Raw genomic sequence first — 16,304 nt, 5'->3', positions numbered from 1 at the left:
CTACCAGCGCAGACGGCCGCCGCAAAGCCGGAATATGGACCTTTCGCCCGTCCGGCGCCATATTGTCTGAAAATGAGGAAAACTGGCGCATGGTCACGCTCCCGCCTCCCGCCGCCGCCCTGCTCGATCCGCAGCGTCCCGATGCGCTGGAGAGCTTCGCGGAGAGAGCTGTCGAGACGTTCAAATCGCTGATCTCGCGCGGCGAGGAGCCTCGCTTCGCCGTCGACGCGATCGAGGGCCTTTCGGGCGGCTTCACGCGCGAGGAGATAGAGGCGATCGTCGTGCCCAAGCGAACGCTGGCGCGCCGGCTCGCCAAAAAGGAGCCGCTGACCGTCGAGGAGACGGACCGCGCCCTGCGCCTTGCCCGGATCGGCGCGCAGGCGGAACGCGTGTTCGGCAATCCAGAGAAAGCCGGGCGCTGGCTGCGCAAGCCTTCGCCCGCGCTCGCCGGGCAGACGCCCATCGCCATGCTGCGCAGCGAGACCGGGGCGCAGCTCGTCGCCGAGCTGCTCGGCCAAATCGCGCATGGCATGTTCGTCTGAACAAAAATGCGGCTCTGGCGCATTTCGAATTTCGCCGATCTCGAGGGCGGCGGCGGACTGCTGTTTCCGGCGCGCTGGCACAATGCCGGGCGGCCGATACTCTATGCGGCGGAGAGCCCGGCCGGGGCTTTGCTGGAGGTGCTCGCCCATCTCGATCGCGAGGATTTTCCAGACGCACTGCGTTTGATCGAGATCGATATCGCCGATCCGCCCTCGCTGGAGACGCTCTCGCCGGAGGCTCTTCCGCCCTTCTGGCGCGAGGACATTTCCGTCACGCGGTCGATCGGAGACGCATGGCTCGCCAGCGGGCGCAGCCTCGCCTTGCGCGTCCCCTCGGTTTTAGCGCCGCGCACATGGAATCAGCTGCTCAATCCGCGACATGCGGACTCCACGACGATGCGGATCGTCGCGACGGAACATTTTCCGCTCGACGAGCGGCTGAAATAGCCTTCAGGGGAGTCGGCGGAAAGGATTGCCGCCGGCGCCGGTGAGATAGGCGATCGCCCCGACGACCAGCGCGATGGGCAGCAGCACCATAAAAGCGCTGGCGAAGAAGATGAGCCCCATGGCGAGGATCACCGCGCTGGCGAGCGTCAGCAGAGCCGCGCCCACCGGCCCGACCTTGATGACCTTCACGCCATCGTTCCCGCCGATCCAAATGCGCGTGCGCGAGCGGAAGCGGGGACGGCTCTCGCTCTCGGGCGGGAGGATCTCGATCTCGGCCGGTCTGTCGATATCGTGCTTTTGCGACACAGGACGCTCCACTCGCGTTTTTCCGGTTCAGATCGAACCGGAAAAATGCTCGATTCCTTTATTCTGTCGTGTTTTCTTCACGCGAAGCAGTTCCCGCTTCGCTCGAAAACACTTTATTCGGCGACCTCGATATAGGGGCTCGCCGCGCCCGCGCCAATGAAAGGAGGAGAGAAATCGGCTCCCCTCAATTCGCCGCCTGCTGTCGCCACAGATCGCCCTGCGGCGCGCGCGTCTCGCGGTCGCCGAAGCGGGCGCGATAGACGGTCAGATTCTCGATCACGCGCTGAACGTAATTGCGCGTCTCGCTGATCGGAATGCGTTCCACCCAATCGATGGGATCGATCTCGCTTTTGCGCGGATCGCCATAGGCGTCGATCCATTCCTTCACCCTCTTGCCGCCGGCGTTATAGGCGGCGAAGGCGAGGATATAGGAGCCCTTGTGCTCGTCGAGCAGCATGCCGAGATGCGCCGCGCCGAGCCGCGCGTTGAAGGCGGGCTCGTCGATCATGCGCTTGAGATCGAAACCGACGCCCGTCTGCTGCGCGGTGTGGCGCGCAGTGGAGGCGATCATCTGCATCAGCCCCATGGCGCCGGCGCTGGAGACGGCTTTGGGATCGAAGGCGCTCTCCTGCCGAGCAATGGCGTAGACGATCGCCCGCGAGGCGGAGCCCGGCAGCGCCGCGAAAGTGGGTATGCCGAAAGAGGGGAAAGCCGCGTCGTCGATCGCTATGCCGCGATAGGAGGCGAGCTTGCCGAGCGTGAGGGAAATTTTGGCCTCGCGGCGGCGCTGGGCCACCTCGGTCAGCGCCGAGAGCTGCGCCTCGCCGACTAGCGTCTTGGCGGCGTCGGCGGCGAGCTGCGCCGCCATCTCCTTCTCGCCGGCGGCGAAGAGCAATTCCACCGCGCGCACCGATTCGTCGCGGGCGTCGCCATGGGCGGGCTCGGGCGTCGGACGCAAGGGCGAATCGAAGGCGCCGAGCCGCGCGCGCGCGAGCTGGCCGTAGAAAGTGGTCGATTGCAGCGCCGCGGCCTCATAGGAGGCGCGCGCCGCCTCGGCCGCGCCGGCGGCCTCACGGGCGCGGGCGAGCCAATAGGCGCCGCGCGATTTTTGAATCGGCGTCTCGGCGATGCGGGCGATCTCCTCGAAATGCCGCTGCGCCTTGGCGGGATCGCTCAGGAATCGCAGCGCGATCCAGCCGGCATGAAACTCCGCTTCGACGCGATAGGAGAGCGAGCGCGCCGAATGCTGCGCGCAGAGGGCATAGGCCTCGCCGAACTGCCCCAGATCCATGAGCTTGCGGGAGATGAGCCGCCGCTCCACCCACCAGGCGTCGCCATCGACGATGAGGCGCGGATCGCGCGGCGCCGTGCGCAGCAGCGCCGCCGCCTCTACGAGCTTCTTTTGATGCCGCAGCATGTGAATCCGCGCGAAGAGGATTCCGGGGTCCTTCTGCGCCTCGGCCGGCAGAGCGGAGAAAGTCTTTTCCGAAACGCTCTCATTGATCGCCAGCGCGCGGGCGCGGGCGAGATCGAGCGCATCCTTGCCGGCATGGGCGGCGATGCGCAGAGCGGGGCCGGTCTTCTCGGCGTAGAGCAGACGATCGGCGCGATATTTGTGATCGGCGACGTCGAGATAATCGCCGAATTCCTTTTTCGCCGCCGCCTCCAGCTGCTCGTTGAAATCATCCTCGCGCCACATGGGCTTGATGAGCGCCGCGACCTCCAGCGGCTCGCCGCGGCGGGCCATGACGCGGGCGAGCGCCAACCGTCCGGCCGGCGTCTTGGGCGGACGCTCGGCGAAATAGTCGACGATCAGCCGATCGGGGTGCTTGTCGCCATAGAGCGCCTCCTCGACGCGCTGGCGCAGCCAGGCCGAGGCCGGCCATTCGGGATGCTCGGCGAGGAATTTCGACAGGCGCACAAAGCCGGCCTCGCGCGGATGCAGCCGCAAGCCGGCCCATTGCGCGGCGGCGCGGGCGAGCGGCGCCTCGACGCCGGCGAGCGCCTGATCGCCGCCGGAAAAATCATTGGCCTTATAGGCGGCGAGCGCGCGGCCGAAAGCGTCGTAATCCGTTCCGAGCAGAACGGCGGCCTCGGGCGGCTGCGCGACGCGCGCCTCGAGATCGAGCCCGCCGTCCGGCGGCGCGTAAGAGAGCAGCTTGGACGCGGCCTCTCCCGCCGGCGGCCGGCGCAGCATGCCGGCGGCGCGCGGATCGGGCGGCGCGGCGGGACCGAGGAAATCATGCAGCGCTTCGCGCGCCGAATCGCGGGGCGCCCAGGGCGCTCGAGGCGAGAAGGGCTCTCGAGGCGAGGTGGCGGCGCCGGCGGGCGGCGGATCGTCGCCGTCGCGATCGAGCGTGCGGCGCTGCGTGGCCGGGTAGAAGGCCGCCGCCAAACCCAAGGCGGCGACGATGAGAACGAGGCGCGCGGCCCCACTGTGGCGATTCGTCATCGGCCCAACGCTCCGAACTCTTAACGTAAGCCAGCCTGCGGCCATTTCGTTGCGGAACTGTCAACCAAATCGCTAAGCAGCGGCATTTTCGAATTTTTCGCTCCGCGTCGACCGGCTGCTCGAGCTGTTCGCCGATTCCGCGCGGAGGGACGCCGCAAACCCTTTTCACCAAAACGCCCAGAGGCTATGACAGTCCCGTCTTCCCAGGGCGGAACGGCCGCCGCGAGGACGGACCGAAATTTCTCCGTACCAATCCCAGTCAGTAAGCGCGGCGATTACGGCGCCCGCGTGGCGCAGCGAAAGCGACGGCAGATGAACGACAAGCCAGTGTTCCGAGGATCCTACACCGCTCTGGTCACGCCTTTCGCCGATGGCGTGGTCGATCACGCCGCTCTGCGCGCGCTCGTCGACTGGCAGATCGACAGTGGGACGCATGGCCTCGTTCCCGTGGGCACGACGGGCGAGAGCCCGACCTTGAGCCATGAGGAGCATCGCGCCGTCGTCGAGACCGTGATCCAGCAGGCGGCCGGCCGTGTTCCGGTGATCGCCGGCGCCGGCTCCAACAACACGCGCGAGGCGGTGGAGCTCGCGCTCCATGCCCAGCAGGCGGGGGCGGATGGCGTTCTCGTGGTCACGCCTTATTACAACAAGCCGAATCAGGAAGGGCTCTACCAGCATTTCGCCGCTGTGGCGGAGGCGGTCTCCATTCCGATCATCGTCTACAACATCCCGCCGCGCTCGGTCGTCGATTTGAGCGTCGCCACTCTGGCGCGCCTCGCGCAGATCGAGTCCATCGTCGGCGTGAAGGACGCGACCGGCAATGTCGGCCGCATCCTCCAGCAGCGCGCCGCCTGCGGGCCGGACTTCGTCCAGTTCTCCGGCGACGACATTCTCGCTCTGGCCAGCGTCGCCGTCGGCGCGATCGGCGTCATCTCGGTCGTCTCCAATGTCGCGCCGCGGCTCTGCGCCGATCTGCAGAACGCCGCTCTGGCCGGGGATTTCAAAGCCGCTCTGGCGTTGCAGGACCGCCTGACCGCGCTGCAGCAGGCGATCTTCCTCGAGGCCGGCGTGACCGGGGCCAAATATGGCCTCGCTCTGCTCGGCCGCGTGCGGGAGGAAGTCCGGCTGCCGCTGGTCGCCTCCGCCGAGCCGACGAAAAAGGCCATTCGCGACGCGATGGTTCTCGCCGGCGTGCTGGACGCCTGAGCGGACAGCAGCAGGACGCGCGCCAGTGGCCGAGAAGGAAAACCCCAATTTCAAGGTCGTCGCCGACAATCGGCGCGCGCGCTATGATTATGAGATCGGCGAGACCTTCGAGGCCGGCCTGTCGCTGACCGGCACAGAGGTGAAGTCGCTGCGCACCGGCAAGGCGACCATCGCCGAGAGCTACGCCCATGTCGACCGCAAGGGCGAGGCTTGGCTCGTCAACGCCACCATTCCCGAATATCTCTCCGGCAATCGCTTCAATCACGAGCCCAAGAGGCTGCGCAAGCTGCTGCTGAAGCAGCGCGAGATCGCCAAGCTGGCGCAGGGCGTCGAGCGCGAGGGCATGACCATCGTGCCGATGAAGCTCTATTTCAACGAGCGCGGCCGCGCCAAGCTGCAGATCGCGCTGGGGCGCGGCAAAAAGCTCCACGACAAGCGCGAGGTGGAGAAGAAGCGCGACTGGGGCCGCGAGAAGAGCCGGCTGCTGCGCGACCGCGGCTGAGGGAAATATTCAGCGTTATTTTTCCAAAATTTCCCGAGCCCGCGCGAAGATTGCGCTGAACATCTGCGGCGTCAGCGCGCCCGTATTCGTGTTGAGGCGCGAGCAATGATAGCTGTCGATAAGAATAATACGCCTATTGCGAGTATTTGCGACGACCTCATGCTCGCGCCCATGGGCGAAGGGGAATCCGCCGGGCTTCAGTGAGAAGGCGCGCAGCACGCCCTCATGGGCGATGCGGCCGAGCGCGACAATTAGTCTCACCCGCTTCAGCCGGCGCAAGCCCGCCTCGAGAAAAGGGCGGCAGGCCGAAAGCTCGGCGGGTAGCGGCTTGTTGCCGGGCGGAACGCAGCGCAGAACATTGGTGATTCGGCAGTCGACGAGCGTGACGCCATCATCGGCGCGGGCGTCATAGACGCCGCGGGAAAAACCGGTTGCGGCGAGAGTGGCGTAGAGGAGGCGGCCGGCGTCGTCACCGGTGAAAGGGCGGCCGGTGCGATTGGCGCCCATGCGCCCCGGGGCGAGGCCGACGATCAGCAGGCGCGCCGCACGCGGGCCGAAATCTGCGACGGGCGCATTATGCCAGTCGGGATGGCGCGCCCTCAGCTCATGCCGGTACGCGACCAAGCGCGGACAGAGTGGGCAATCATGGCCCGGCTCGTCCGCGCAGGATACTGATTTCGAAGGATCAGGCCTCGTGATCGTCGTCGGGGGCGCCGCCCGGCGTCACCGGCTGCGGCCGGCGCTCCTGGAAGCGCTGCATGCGCTCGGCGCGCTCGCCCGGATCGCGGCCGATCTTGCCGACGAGATGGATGAGATCGACGAATTCGTCGGCCTGACGGCGAAGCTCGTCGGCGATCATCGGCGGCTGGGTGGTGATCGTCGAGATCACCGAGACGCGAACGCCCTTGCGCTGCACGGCCTCGACCAGCGAGCGGAAATCGCCGTCGCCCGAGAACAGGACCATATGGTCGATATGCTCGGCCATCTCCATCGCGTCGACGGCGAGCTCTATGTCCATATTGCCCTTGACCTTGCGGCGGCCGAGCGAGTCGACGAATTCCTTGGTCGGCTTGGTCACGACGGCATAGCCATTATAGTCGAGCCAATCGATCAGCGGACGAATCGACGAATATTCCTGATCCTCGATCAGCGCCGTATAGTAGAAGGCGCGAATGAGGCGGCCCTTGCCCTGGAACTCGCGCAGCAGCCGCTTGTAATCGATATCGAATCCGAGCGATTTGGCCGTCGCGTAGAGGTTGGCGCCGTCAATGAATAAGGCAATTCGTTCCGGGTCTGCCATAGTTGTTGGTCTCTTGTCGGGTCCAGTATGGAGGGGGCCGCCGCTTGCCGCACGCGCTGTCGACCCTACTGGCAGCACGCATCTCTACAATGACGCGAATCGACAGTGACGATAATCTCGAACTGCCGTCTCTGACAGGCGAGCCGTCTCCGAACAGCTCTACGTCACATTAAAGTCACGCCCTTCGTTAAAGCCGTAAATCGACCATGTATCGGCGGTCGTCAAGGGGGTACGCGAAAATTCTGCCCAGAAATACTACAGCAATAGACGGCTCCTCAAGCGGCAGCCCCTCCCGGCCGCGGCGGCCGGGCGCTGTCGCGCATTGCCAGCGGCAAAAAATTAGTGTAGCAGCCCGATCGATCGAACGCTAGAGGAGTCCGAGAAGTCATGGCGCGCGTCACCGTCGAAGACTGCATCGACAAAATCGAGAACCGCTTCGATCTGGTCCTGCTCGCGGCCCATCGCGCGCGGCTGATCTCCTCCGGCCAGTCCATTCTGGTCGAGCGCGACAAGGACAAGAATCCCGTCGTCGCGCTGCGCGAAATCGCCGAGACCGCGCTTTCGCCGGACGATCTGAAGGAAGACTTCATCCATTCGCTGCAGCGCCATGTCGAGGTCGACGAGCCCGAGACCGAGACCGTGCCGTCCCTGGCCGCCTCGCCGGATTCCGACGGCGGCGACGCGCAGTTCGACCGCATGACGGAGGAGGATCTTCTCCGCGGCCTCGAGGGTCTCGTGCCTCCCGCCGAGGTCGAGGACGAGGGCGAGTAATTCGCCGACCGAAGGGCGAACGAGAACGCTGCCCCGGACGGCTTTGCCGTCCGGCCGCTCCTCGCTACCTTCGTCCGATCTTCCTTGCTGAAAACGCTAGGGACCGGCGGCGAGCTGTTCTACAATAAATATGAATGCGGCCGTCGGCCGGTTTCGGGCGCTCGCGCCGCTTCCCGTCCGATCTTCCCCGTGAGCTCCGCGACGCCCCCGACGATCCGCGCAACCCGATCGCCGGTCGACGCCTATGATGCGCCAATACGAGCTCGTCGAGCGAGTTCGAAAATATAATCCGCAGGTCGACGAGGACCTGCTCAATCGCGCCTATGTCTACGCCATGAAGGCGCACGGCCAGCAGACGCGCGCCTCCGGCGACCCTTATTTCTCGCATCCGCTCGAAGTGGCGGCCATACTCACCGACCTCAAGCTCGACGACGCCACCATCGTCGCCGCCGTGCTGCACGACACGGTGGAGGACACGAGCTCCACGCTCGACGAGATCAATCGCCTGTTCGGCCCGCAGATCGGCAAGCTGGTCGATGGGCTGACCAAGATCGAGAAGCTCGACCTCGTCTCCAAGAAAGCCGCGCAGGGCGAGAATTTCCGCAAGCTTCTGCTCGCGGTCTCCGAAGATGTGCGCGTGCTGCTGGTCAAGCTCGCGGACCGGCTGCACAATATGCGCACGCTGCATTTCGTGCCGCCGGAAAAGCGCGCCCGCATCGCGCAGGAGACGCTGGACATCTATGCGCCGCTCGCCGGCCGCATGGGCATGCAGCGCCTGCGCGAGGAGCTGGAGGGCCTCGCCTTCCGCCATCTGACGCCGGAGGCCTATCAGGCGATCGAATCGCGCCTGCACGATCTGCGCGCCAAGAATGGCCGCATCATCAAGAAAATCGAGAAGGAGCTGACGCAGGAGTTCGCCGCTCGCGGGATTCATGCGGCCGTCACCGGGCGGCAAAAGACGCCCTATTCCGTCTGGCGCAAGATGGAACGCAAGTCGATCGCCTTCGAGCAGCTCTCCGATATTTTCGGCTTTCGCATCATCGTCGACGATGTGGAGGATTGCTATCGCGCGCTCGGCATAGTGCACACCAAATGGCCGAGCGTGCCGGGGCGGTTCAAGGATTATATCTCGACGCCCAAGCAGAACGACTATCGCTCCATTCACACCACTGTGATCGGCCCCGGCCATCAGCGCGTCGAGCTGCAGATCCGCACCGCGACCATGCATGAGATCGCGCGCTTCGGCATCGCCGCCCATGCGCTCTACAAGGATTCCTCCAGCGACGAGGGCAAGGAGGAGCTGGCCAAGGAGAGCCGCGCCTTCAAATGGCTGCAGGACACGCTGGAATTGCTCGCCCATGGCGACAGCCCGGAAGAATTCCTCGAGCATACGCGGCTCGAATTGTTCCAGGACCAGGTGTTCTGCTTCACGCCCAAGGGCGGGCTGATCGCGCTGCCGCGCGGCGCGACGCCGATCGACTTCGCCTATGCGGTGCATACGCGCGTCGGCGATTCGGCGGTCGGCGCCAAGATCAACGGACGCATCGCGCCGGTTCTGTCGCAATTGCAGAATGGCGACGAGGTGGAGATCGTCCGCGCCGAAAGTCATGTGCCGCCGGCGGCGTGGGAATCGCTCGTCGTCACCGGCAAGGCGCGCTCCGCCATTCGCCGCGCGACGCGCGAGGCGGTGCGGATGCAATATGCCGGGCTCGGCAGGCAGATCGTCACCCGCGCTTTCGAGCGCGCCGGGCGTCCGGTCTCGGACGAGAAGCTGAAGGCCGCGCTGCCGCGCCTCGCCCGCGCCTCGCTGGAGGACGCGTTCGCCGCCGTCGGCCGCGGCGAGATCTATTCGGGCGATGTGGTGAAGGCGGTCTATCCCGATTTCAGCGAGGAGCGAAAGCCCGCCCCGCAGATGCGGCTCGAGCCTGGCGAGCCCGGCTGGTTCGGCATGAAGTCCAACGTCAATGTGGTGTTCAAGGCGCCGGGCGCCGCGGATCAGGCGAGCGCCATTCCGATCCGCGGCCTACGCGGCGACGTGCCGGTGCGCTTCGCGCCGGAGGGCGGCGCCGTGCCGGGCGACCGCATCGTCGGCATACTGACGCCGGGCGAAGGCATCACCATATATCCGATCCAATCGCCGGCGCTGACCGCCTTCGACGATCAGCCCGACCGCTGGCTGGACGTGCGCTGGGACATAGACCCGGAGAGCCGCGAGCTGTTCCCGGCCCGCCTCGTGGTGACGGCGATCAACGAGCCGGGAACGCTCGGCGGTCTGGCGACGCTGATCGGCGAGACGGGGGCCAATATCGACAATGTCGCCTTCGCCATCCATTCTCCCGACTTTCGTGAGATGCGATTCGATCTCGAGGTCGCCGATCTGAAGCATTTGAACGACATCATCGCCCGGCTGCGGGCGAGCGCTCTGGTCAGCAAGGTCGAGCGCGTCATCGGGTGAGGAAACATGACCGCTCGCCGCATACGTCTCGGCGTGAATGTCGATCACGTCGCCACCATTCGCAACGCCCGCGGCGGCCAGGGGCCGGACCCCGTGCGCGCCGCCCTGCTGGCGATAGAGGCCGGCGCGGATGGCGTCACCGCGCATTTGCGCGAGGATCGTCGCCATATTCGCGACGAGGATATGGCGCGCCTCAGAGCCGAGATCTCCAAGCCGCTGAATTTCGAGATGGCCGCGACCGAGCAAATGCTCGATATCGCGCTGAAGACGAAGCCGCACGCCGTCTGCCTCGTGCCCGAGCGCCGCACCGAGCGCACCACGGAGGGCGGGCTCGACGTCATCGGCGGCCATAATCATCTCGTCCCCTTCGTCGATGAGCTCAATCGGGCCGGCATTCGCGTTTCTCTGTTCATCGAGCCGGGCGCCGAGGCGATCGACGCCGCCGACTCTATTCGCGCGCCGGTCGTCGAGTTGCACACCGGCGCCTGGTGCCACGCCGTCGAGGTGGGAGATCACGAGGCCGCCGAGCGCGAGTTCGCCCGCATCGTCACGGCCGCGGCGCATACGGCGGAGCGCGGGCTCGAGTGCCACGCCGGCCATGGGCTGGACTATGCGACGGCGCGGCGCATTGCGGCGCTGCCGCAGATCGTCGAGCTGAACATCGGCCATTTCCTCGTCGGCGAAGCGGTCTTCGTCGGCCTCGCCGAATCGATCCGCGCCATGCGTCGGGCGATCGACGAAGGCGCGGGCGCCGCATGATCATCGGCTTCGGCAACGATCTCTGCGACATTCGCCGCATAGAGCAGGCGCTCGAGCGCTATGGCGAGCGTTTCATCCGCCGCTGCTTCACCGATGTCGAACGCGAGAAATCGGAAGGACGCGCCGCCCGCGCGGCCTCCTACGCCAAGCGCTTCGCCGCCAAGGAGGCCTGCGCCAAGGCGCTCGGCACCGGCATAAGCGACGGAATCACCTGGAAAACCATGGGGGTGGTCAATCTGCCCTCCGGCAAGCCGACGGTGGAGCTGACCGGCGGCGCCGCCGAGCGTCTGGCCGAGATCGCGCCAAAGGGCGCGCGGATCGTCATTCACCTCACCTTGACCGACGAATATCCGCTCGCGCAGGCCCAGGTTCTCATAGAGGCGCTGACGTGATAGACGAGCTTTGCGAGCGAGCCGGAAGGCGCGCGGTCCGAGGCCCGATGGACCGCGCGCCTTCCGGCTCGCTCGCAAACGGACGACCAAGAGCGGCTTTGGCCAACTAAGGAGTGACGTGGTTTGAGCAGGAACGTCTCGGTCGCCGAACGGCGCGACGAAGGTGGTTTGCTCGAGACGATCAAGGTGATCGTCCAGGCGCTGGTCATCGCGCTCGTCATTCGCACGCTGCTGTTTCAGCCCTTCAACATTCCCTCGGGCTCGATGATCCCGACGCTGCTGATCGGCGATTATGTCTTCGTCTCGAAATACGCCTATGGCTATTCGAACTACTCGCTGCCCTCCGTGCCTTATCTCGACTGGCGGCTCGATCTCTTCTCCGGCCGCGTGCTCGGCTCGCAGCCCAAGCGCGGCGATGTGGTGGTGTTCAAGCTGCCGCGCGACAATGAGACCGATTACATCAAGCGCGTCATCGGCCTGCCGGGCGACCGCGTGCAGATGATCGAGGGCCGCCTCTATATCAATGGCGAGATCGTGCCGCGCGAGGCCAAGGCCAAGGAGAAGCACGAGGGCCGCGACGGCCGCGAGGTCGAGGTGCCGACCTACACCGAGACGCTGCCCGGCGGCGTCGCCCATACGATCATCGAGATCGAGGGCGACCACGGCTATAAGGACAACACCGAGCTCTTCGTGGTGCCGCCGAACAATTATTTCATGATGGGCGACAATCGCGACAATTCCACCGATTCGCGCTTCGCGCCGGAAGAAGGCGGAGTCGGCTATGTGCCCTTCGAAAATCTGGTGGGCCGCGCCGAAATCATCTTCTTCTCGGTGCAGAAGGACGAATATGCTCTGGCCTTCTGGCGCTGGCCCTGGACGGTCAGATGGGATCGGCTGTTCAAGCCGGCGCATTGACGCGGCTCGACGCAAAGCAGACGCAAATGGGAGCTCTCGGTCGGGAGGACCTCGCCACGCTCGAGGCGAGCGTCGGTCATGGCTTCGTCAATCGCGGCCTGCTCGAGCATGCGCTGACCCATGTCAGCGCCTCGGCGGCGCGGCCGGAGTCCTATGAGCGGCTGGAGTTTCTCGGCGACCGCGTGCTCGGCGTCGTCGTCGCCCATATGCTCTATGAGAATTTCCCGCAGGAGAGCGAGGGCGAATTATCGCGGCGGCTCGCCGATCTCGTGCGCAAGGAATCCTGCGCCGAGGTCTCCGAGCGCTGGGGCGTCGGCCCCTTCATGCGGCTCGGCGACGGCGAGGCGCAGACGGGCGGACGGAAAAAGCGCGCCATATTGGGCGATATGTGCGAGGCGATCATCGGCGCGGTCTATCTCGACGGCGGCCCGCAGGCGGCCGAGGCCGTGGTGCGCGCCAGCTTCGCCGAGCGCATGCGCGCGCCGGGACGCCGCCTGCGCGACGCCAAGACCGCGCTGCAGGAATGGGCGCAGGCCCGCCGCCTCGCCACGCCGCGCTACCGCCTCGCCGCGCGCAGCGGGCCGGACCATGCGCCCTTCTTCGAGGTGGCGGTGGAGGTGGAGGGTTTCGAGGCCGCGCGCGGCGCCGGCGCCTCCAAGCGCGCCGCGGAGCAATCCGCCGCGCAGGCCTTTCTCGACCGCGAGGGGATAGAGAGGGAGGACGCGTGAGCGACATGCAGCGCCGGCTCGCGCGATATTCGCCGCTTTCCTTCTCCCCGTTCACGGGGAGAAGGTGAGGATGAGGGGCTCGGGGCGTTTTCCCTTGCTGGCTCGCGCCCCGAGCCCCTCACCCCGACCCTCTCCCCGCGAGCGGAGAGAGGGACATATTCCGAAAATCCGATGACATCGAAAGGCGCATTCTCGTGACCGAAACAAGCTGTGGCTTCGTCGCCTTGGTCGGCGCGCCCAACGCTGGCAAATCGACGCTGCTCAATCAGCTCGTCGGCGCGAAAGTCTCCATCGTCTCGCGCAAGGCGCAGACGACGCGCGCGCTCGTGCGCGGCATAGCGCTGGAGGGCGAGGCGCAGATAATCCTCGTCGACACGCCCGGCATTTTCGCGCCCAAGCGAAGGCTGGACCGCGCCATGGTGGCGAGCGCCATCTCCGGCGCCGGCGACGCCGACGCCATCGTGCTGCTGGTCGACGCGCGCCGCGGCCTCGTTCCCGAGGTGGAGGAGATCGTCGCCAAGCTCGCCGCGCTCACCGCGCCCAAGATTCTCGCGCTCAACAAGATCGATCTCGTCCCGCGCGATTCGCTGCTGGCGCTCACCGCCGCGCTCACGCAAAAGGCGAATTTCATCGAGACCTATATGATCTCGGCGCTGAACGGCGACGGCGTCGCCGATCTCAAAGCCAAGCTCGCCGCGCTGATGAAGCCCTCGCCCTGGCTCTATCCCGAAGACCAGCTCTCCGACGCGCCGCTGCGGCTGCTCGCTTCCGAGATCACGCGCGAAAAGATCTTCGAGCGTCTGCACGACGAATTGCCCTATCAATCGACGGTCGAGACCGATTCCTGGCAAAATCAGAAAGACGGCTCGGCGCGCATAGAGCAGACGATCTATGTCACGCGCGACGGGCAGAAGAAGATCGTCATCGGCGAAGGCGGCCGCACCATAAAGGCGATCGGCCAGGCCGCGCGCCGCGAGATCGCGGAAGCCGCCGAGCAGAAGGTGCATCTCTTCCTGTTCGTGAAGGTGCGCGAGAATTGGGCCGACGATCCTGAGCGCTATCGCGAGATGCGGCTCGATTTCCCGAAGGAATGACGCGGTCGACATTGTGCGACGAGATCATCCGCTCGCCTTCAGCCGCAATCCCCGCGAAACGATGCGCGGCTCGATAATATCGAACAGCCCTTGCACGGCGAGCGCCATCAGCGCCGCCGGAATCGCGCCTTCGAGGATCAGCGCGAAATTATCCAGCCGCACGCCGGTGAAGATCGGCTGGCCATAGCCGCCGGCGCCGATCAGCGCGCCGAGCGTCGCAGTGCCGACATTGATGACCGCCGCCGTCTTCAGCCCCGCGAGTATCGCCGGCGACGCCATCGGCAACTCGACGAGCAGCAGACGCCGCCAGGGCGTGAGCCCGATGGCGATCGCCGAATCGCGGATCGCGCGCGGAATGGTCGCAAGGCCGGTCGCGACATTCCGCACGATCGGCAAAAGGCTGTAGAGGAACAGCGCGGCGATGGCCGGCGAGGCGCCTATGCCGAGCAGCGGAATCATGAAGACGAGCAGAGCGAGCGAGGGAATCGTCTGCAGCACGCTGGCGAGGCCGAGAATCGCATGGCCGAGACGCGGACGCTTCGCCGCCGCGACGCCGAGCGGCAGAGCGACGAGGATCGCCGCCGCGAGCGAGACGCCAACGAGAAAGAGATGCTCGCGCGTGCGTCGCCACAGCCGCTCGGCGAGGCTCTGCGAAGGCGCGGGCGCCTCGACGCCGAATTTCGTCGCGACGAAATTCGCCGCCGCCTCGCGCTCTGTGCGAAGGCCCGCCCGCACCGCGACATTCATCGCGATCATCGCCGGCGCGTCTATGCGGCCCTCGAGGCGCAGCATGGACATGACCGCCTGTGGCGCGCGCCGCTCGAGATCGGCGCGATAGAGCAGGACGGCGCGATTCTCGGCAAACAGCTTGCGGTCGTCGACGAGCGCGAGAATGCGCCGGTCGGCGAGCTGCGGATCGGTGGCGTAGAGATCGACGACGTCGATCGCGCCCTCGATGAGGCCCTTATAGGCGATGTCGTGATCGAGCCCGCGCACATCCTCCGTCGTGAATCCATAGGCCGCGCGCAGCGCCGGCCAGCCATCGGCGCGGGCGAGCAATTCCTCGCTCAAGCCGAAGACGAGCGAGGGATGCCGCGCGAGATCGGAGATGGTCTCGACGCCCAGCGCCTCCGCTCTGTCGCGCCGCATGCCGAGCGCATAGCCATTGCCGAAGCCTAGTGGCAGGCTCATGCGCAGCCCCAGCTCGCCGAGGGCGTCGGCGAGCTGGCGATCATTGGCGAGCCGCAGCTCGTCCAGAATCTCCTGCCGCAGCGTGCCCGTATATTCGGGATAGGCGTCGATCTCGCCGGAGAGCAGCGCGTTCCACACGAGCCGCGTGCCGCCGAGCGCCGGACGGCGAATGACGCGCGCGCCCGAGGCGGCGGCGAGATCGGCGACCATGTCCGAGAGAATGACGGATTCGGTGAAGCTCTTGGAGCCGATGCGCACGAGATCGCCCTCACGCGCACAGGCGCCGAGCAGAAGGAGCGCGAGCAAAATTGCAAGAGCGCCCCTCATCGCGCGCCCTCCGGCGGAAGCGGCAGATCGGCGAGACGCCGCGCGCTGGCGCGCACGAAGCGCGTGACGAACTCCTCCGCCGGCCGCTCGACAAAATCGGCGAAACGTCCTTGCTGGACGATGCGTCCGTGATTCATCAGCACGATTCTCTCCGCGAAGAATCCGGCCTCGGCGAGGTCATGCGTGACGATGACGACGGTCTTGCGCAGCCGCGCGAATATGGCGGCGAGATCGTCCTGCAGATCGGCGCGGATCAGCGGATCGAGCGCGCCCAGAGGCTCGTCCATCAGCAAGATTTCGGGATCGAGCATCAGCGCGCGCATCAGCGCCACGCGCTGCCGCTGGCCGCCGGAAAGCTCGGCTGGAAAGCGCTCCAGCGCCTCGGCCGGAAAGCGCGTGAGCCGCAGCAGCTCCTCGAGCCGCGCCGCGCGGCGCTCCGCCGGCCAGCCCATCTCGCGCGCCATCAGCTCTATGTTGCCGCGCGCGGTGAGATGCGGGAAGAGGCCGCCCTCCTGAATCACATAGCCCATGAGGCGCCGGAGCTTCTCCGCCGAGCGCGGCGTCAGCAGATGGCGCGCCACCTCTATCTCGCCGTCGTCCGGCGTCACGAGCCCGACGATCATCGAGAGAAGCGTGGATTTGCCGGAGCCGGAGGGGCCGATCAGCGCCGTCGTGCGCGCGGGCTCTATCGTCAGCGTGACGTCGTCGACGACGCGCGCGCCGCCGAAACATTTACGGACATGCTCCAGTCGGATCATGACTGCGCCGCGGCGTCGGGTGACGTCGCTCAAATGGCGCGCGCGGGCGTGGTTCCAAGGGGTCGGCCGCGGCGAAGATGCGGGACGTCGCATGCGGCCTCGGCTTGAATCCGGCGGAGCGACGTGAGAGCTTCGCGCTTCCGCGGCGTCGCCGCTCGG

17 protein-coding genes are annotated in these 16,304 nt (G+C 66.3%); 11 read left to right on the top strand and 6 right to left on the bottom strand.

Going from position 1 to position 16,304, the window contains the following annotated elements; translation table 11 throughout:
- The first annotated feature begins 89 nt into the window (after nt 1-89).
- Together K369_RS21075 and K369_RS21070 are read left to right on the top strand one after the other, a co-directional pair.
- A complete protein-coding gene (locus K369_RS21075; RefSeq protein ID WP_084570830.1) occupies nt 90-542 on the top strand; it encodes an antitoxin Xre/MbcA/ParS toxin-binding domain-containing protein in 453 nt (150 codons plus the stop codon).
- Nucleotides 543-548: 6 nt separating this feature from the next.
- The gene (locus K369_RS21070; protein ID WP_036293935.1) at nt 549-989 is read left to right on the top strand and encodes an RES family NAD+ phosphorylase; all 441 of its coding nucleotides are present in this window, start codon (nt 549-551) and stop codon (nt 987-989) included.
- A 3-nt stretch (nt 990-992) separates the two neighbouring features.
- On the opposite strand, the gene K369_RS21065 is transcribed toward K369_RS21070, so the two are convergent.
- Entirely contained in the window at nt 993-1,295 is a 303-nt protein-coding gene (locus K369_RS21065) for a hypothetical protein (protein ID WP_036293933.1), read from the bottom strand.
- 184 nt (nt 1,296-1,479) lie between these two features.
- On the bottom strand, nt 1,480-3,747 hold the full coding sequence (locus tag K369_RS21060) for a lytic transglycosylase domain-containing protein (RefSeq protein ID WP_036293931.1): 2,268 nt from the start codon (nt 3,745-3,747) through the stop codon (nt 1,480-1,482).
- A gap of 312 nt (nt 3,748-4,059) precedes the next feature.
- Here K369_RS21060 and dapA point away from each other — a divergent pair, with 312 nt between their 5' ends.
- Nucleotides 4,060-4,953: a 4-hydroxy-tetrahydrodipicolinate synthase gene (dapA, locus tag K369_RS21055; RefSeq protein ID WP_036293929.1), complete on the top strand. Its 894-nt coding sequence runs from the start codon at nt 4,060-4,062 to the stop codon at nt 4,951-4,953.
- A 25-nt stretch (nt 4,954-4,978) separates the two neighbouring features.
- Nucleotides 4,979-5,455 (top strand): SsrA-binding protein SmpB, encoded by a 477-nt coding sequence (gene smpB, locus K369_RS21050; protein ID WP_024878353.1) that lies wholly within the window; start codon nt 4,979-4,981, stop codon nt 5,453-5,455.
- A 15-nt stretch (nt 5,456-5,470) separates the two neighbouring features.
- Here the strand turns inward: smpB and K369_RS21045 are convergent, their stop codons facing one another.
- Nucleotides 5,471-6,079 (bottom strand): uracil-DNA glycosylase, encoded by a 609-nt coding sequence (locus K369_RS21045; protein ID WP_156968004.1) that lies wholly within the window; start codon nt 6,077-6,079, stop codon nt 5,471-5,473.
- A gap of 61 nt (nt 6,080-6,140) precedes the next feature.
- Complete coding sequence (locus K369_RS21040; RefSeq protein WP_036293925.1) at nt 6,141-6,755, bottom strand: NYN domain-containing protein; 615 nt, start codon at nt 6,753-6,755, stop codon at nt 6,141-6,143.
- A gap of 387 nt (nt 6,756-7,142) precedes the next feature.
- Here K369_RS21040 and rpoZ point away from each other — a divergent pair, with 387 nt between their 5' ends.
- The 7 genes from rpoZ (at nt 7,143) to era (ending at nt 13,869) form a co-directional block, all read left to right on the top strand.
- Nucleotides 7,143-7,526: a DNA-directed RNA polymerase subunit omega gene (gene rpoZ, locus K369_RS21035; RefSeq protein ID WP_018267087.1), complete on the top strand. Its 384-nt coding sequence runs from the start codon at nt 7,143-7,145 to the stop codon at nt 7,524-7,526.
- Between the two features lie 244 nt (nt 7,527-7,770).
- Nucleotides 7,771-9,981: a bifunctional (p)ppGpp synthetase/guanosine-3',5'-bis(diphosphate) 3'-pyrophosphohydrolase gene (locus K369_RS21030; protein ID WP_036293922.1), complete on the top strand. Its 2,211-nt coding sequence runs from the start codon at nt 7,771-7,773 to the stop codon at nt 9,979-9,981.
- Nucleotides 9,982-9,987: 6 nt separating this feature from the next.
- Nucleotides 9,988-10,740 carry a pyridoxine 5'-phosphate synthase gene (locus tag K369_RS21025; RefSeq protein WP_036293919.1) on the top strand — a complete coding sequence of 251 codons (753 nt, stop codon included), beginning with the start codon at nt 9,988-9,990 and terminating at the stop codon, nt 10,738-10,740.
- Nucleotides 10,737-11,132, top strand: coding sequence for a holo-ACP synthase (gene acpS, locus K369_RS21020; RefSeq protein ID WP_036293917.1), 396 nt, complete (start codon nt 10,737-10,739; stop codon nt 11,130-11,132). Before K369_RS21025 ends, acpS begins: the two co-directional genes overlap by 4 nt.
- Before the next feature lie 123 nt (nt 11,133-11,255).
- The gene (gene lepB, locus K369_RS21015) at nt 11,256-12,047 is read left to right on the top strand and encodes a signal peptidase I (protein ID WP_036293915.1); all 792 of its coding nucleotides are present in this window, start codon (nt 11,256-11,258) and stop codon (nt 12,045-12,047) included.
- 26 nt (nt 12,048-12,073) lie between these two features.
- Nucleotides 12,074-12,775, top strand: a complete 702-nt coding sequence (rnc, locus tag K369_RS21010; RefSeq protein ID WP_036293913.1) for a ribonuclease III — start codon at nt 12,074-12,076, stop codon at nt 12,773-12,775.
- Between the two features lie 194 nt (nt 12,776-12,969).
- Nucleotides 12,970-13,869, top strand: a complete 900-nt coding sequence (gene era / locus K369_RS21005; protein WP_156968003.1) for a GTPase Era — start codon at nt 12,970-12,972, stop codon at nt 13,867-13,869.
- A 24-nt stretch (nt 13,870-13,893) separates the two neighbouring features.
- Here the strand turns inward: era and K369_RS21000 are convergent, their stop codons facing one another.
- Both K369_RS21000 and K369_RS20995 read right to left on the bottom strand, forming a co-directional pair.
- The gene (locus K369_RS21000) at nt 13,894-15,387 is read right to left on the bottom strand and encodes a glycine betaine ABC transporter substrate-binding protein (protein ID WP_036293909.1); all 1,494 of its coding nucleotides are present in this window, start codon (nt 15,385-15,387) and stop codon (nt 13,894-13,896) included.
- Nucleotides 15,384-16,145, bottom strand: coding sequence for an ATP-binding cassette domain-containing protein (locus tag K369_RS20995; protein ID WP_036293907.1), 762 nt, complete (start codon nt 16,143-16,145; stop codon nt 15,384-15,386). Before K369_RS20995 ends, K369_RS21000 begins: the two co-directional genes overlap by 4 nt.
- Nucleotides 16,146-16,304: the final 159 nt, after the last annotated feature.

Source organism: Methylosinus sp. PW1 (genome assembly GCF_000745215.1).
Taxonomy (GTDB): Bacteria; Pseudomonadota; Alphaproteobacteria; order Rhizobiales; family Beijerinckiaceae; genus Methylosinus.
The sequence above is the reverse complement of the archived record's forward strand: the minus strand, read 5'-3'. Positions and strand labels throughout refer to the sequence as shown.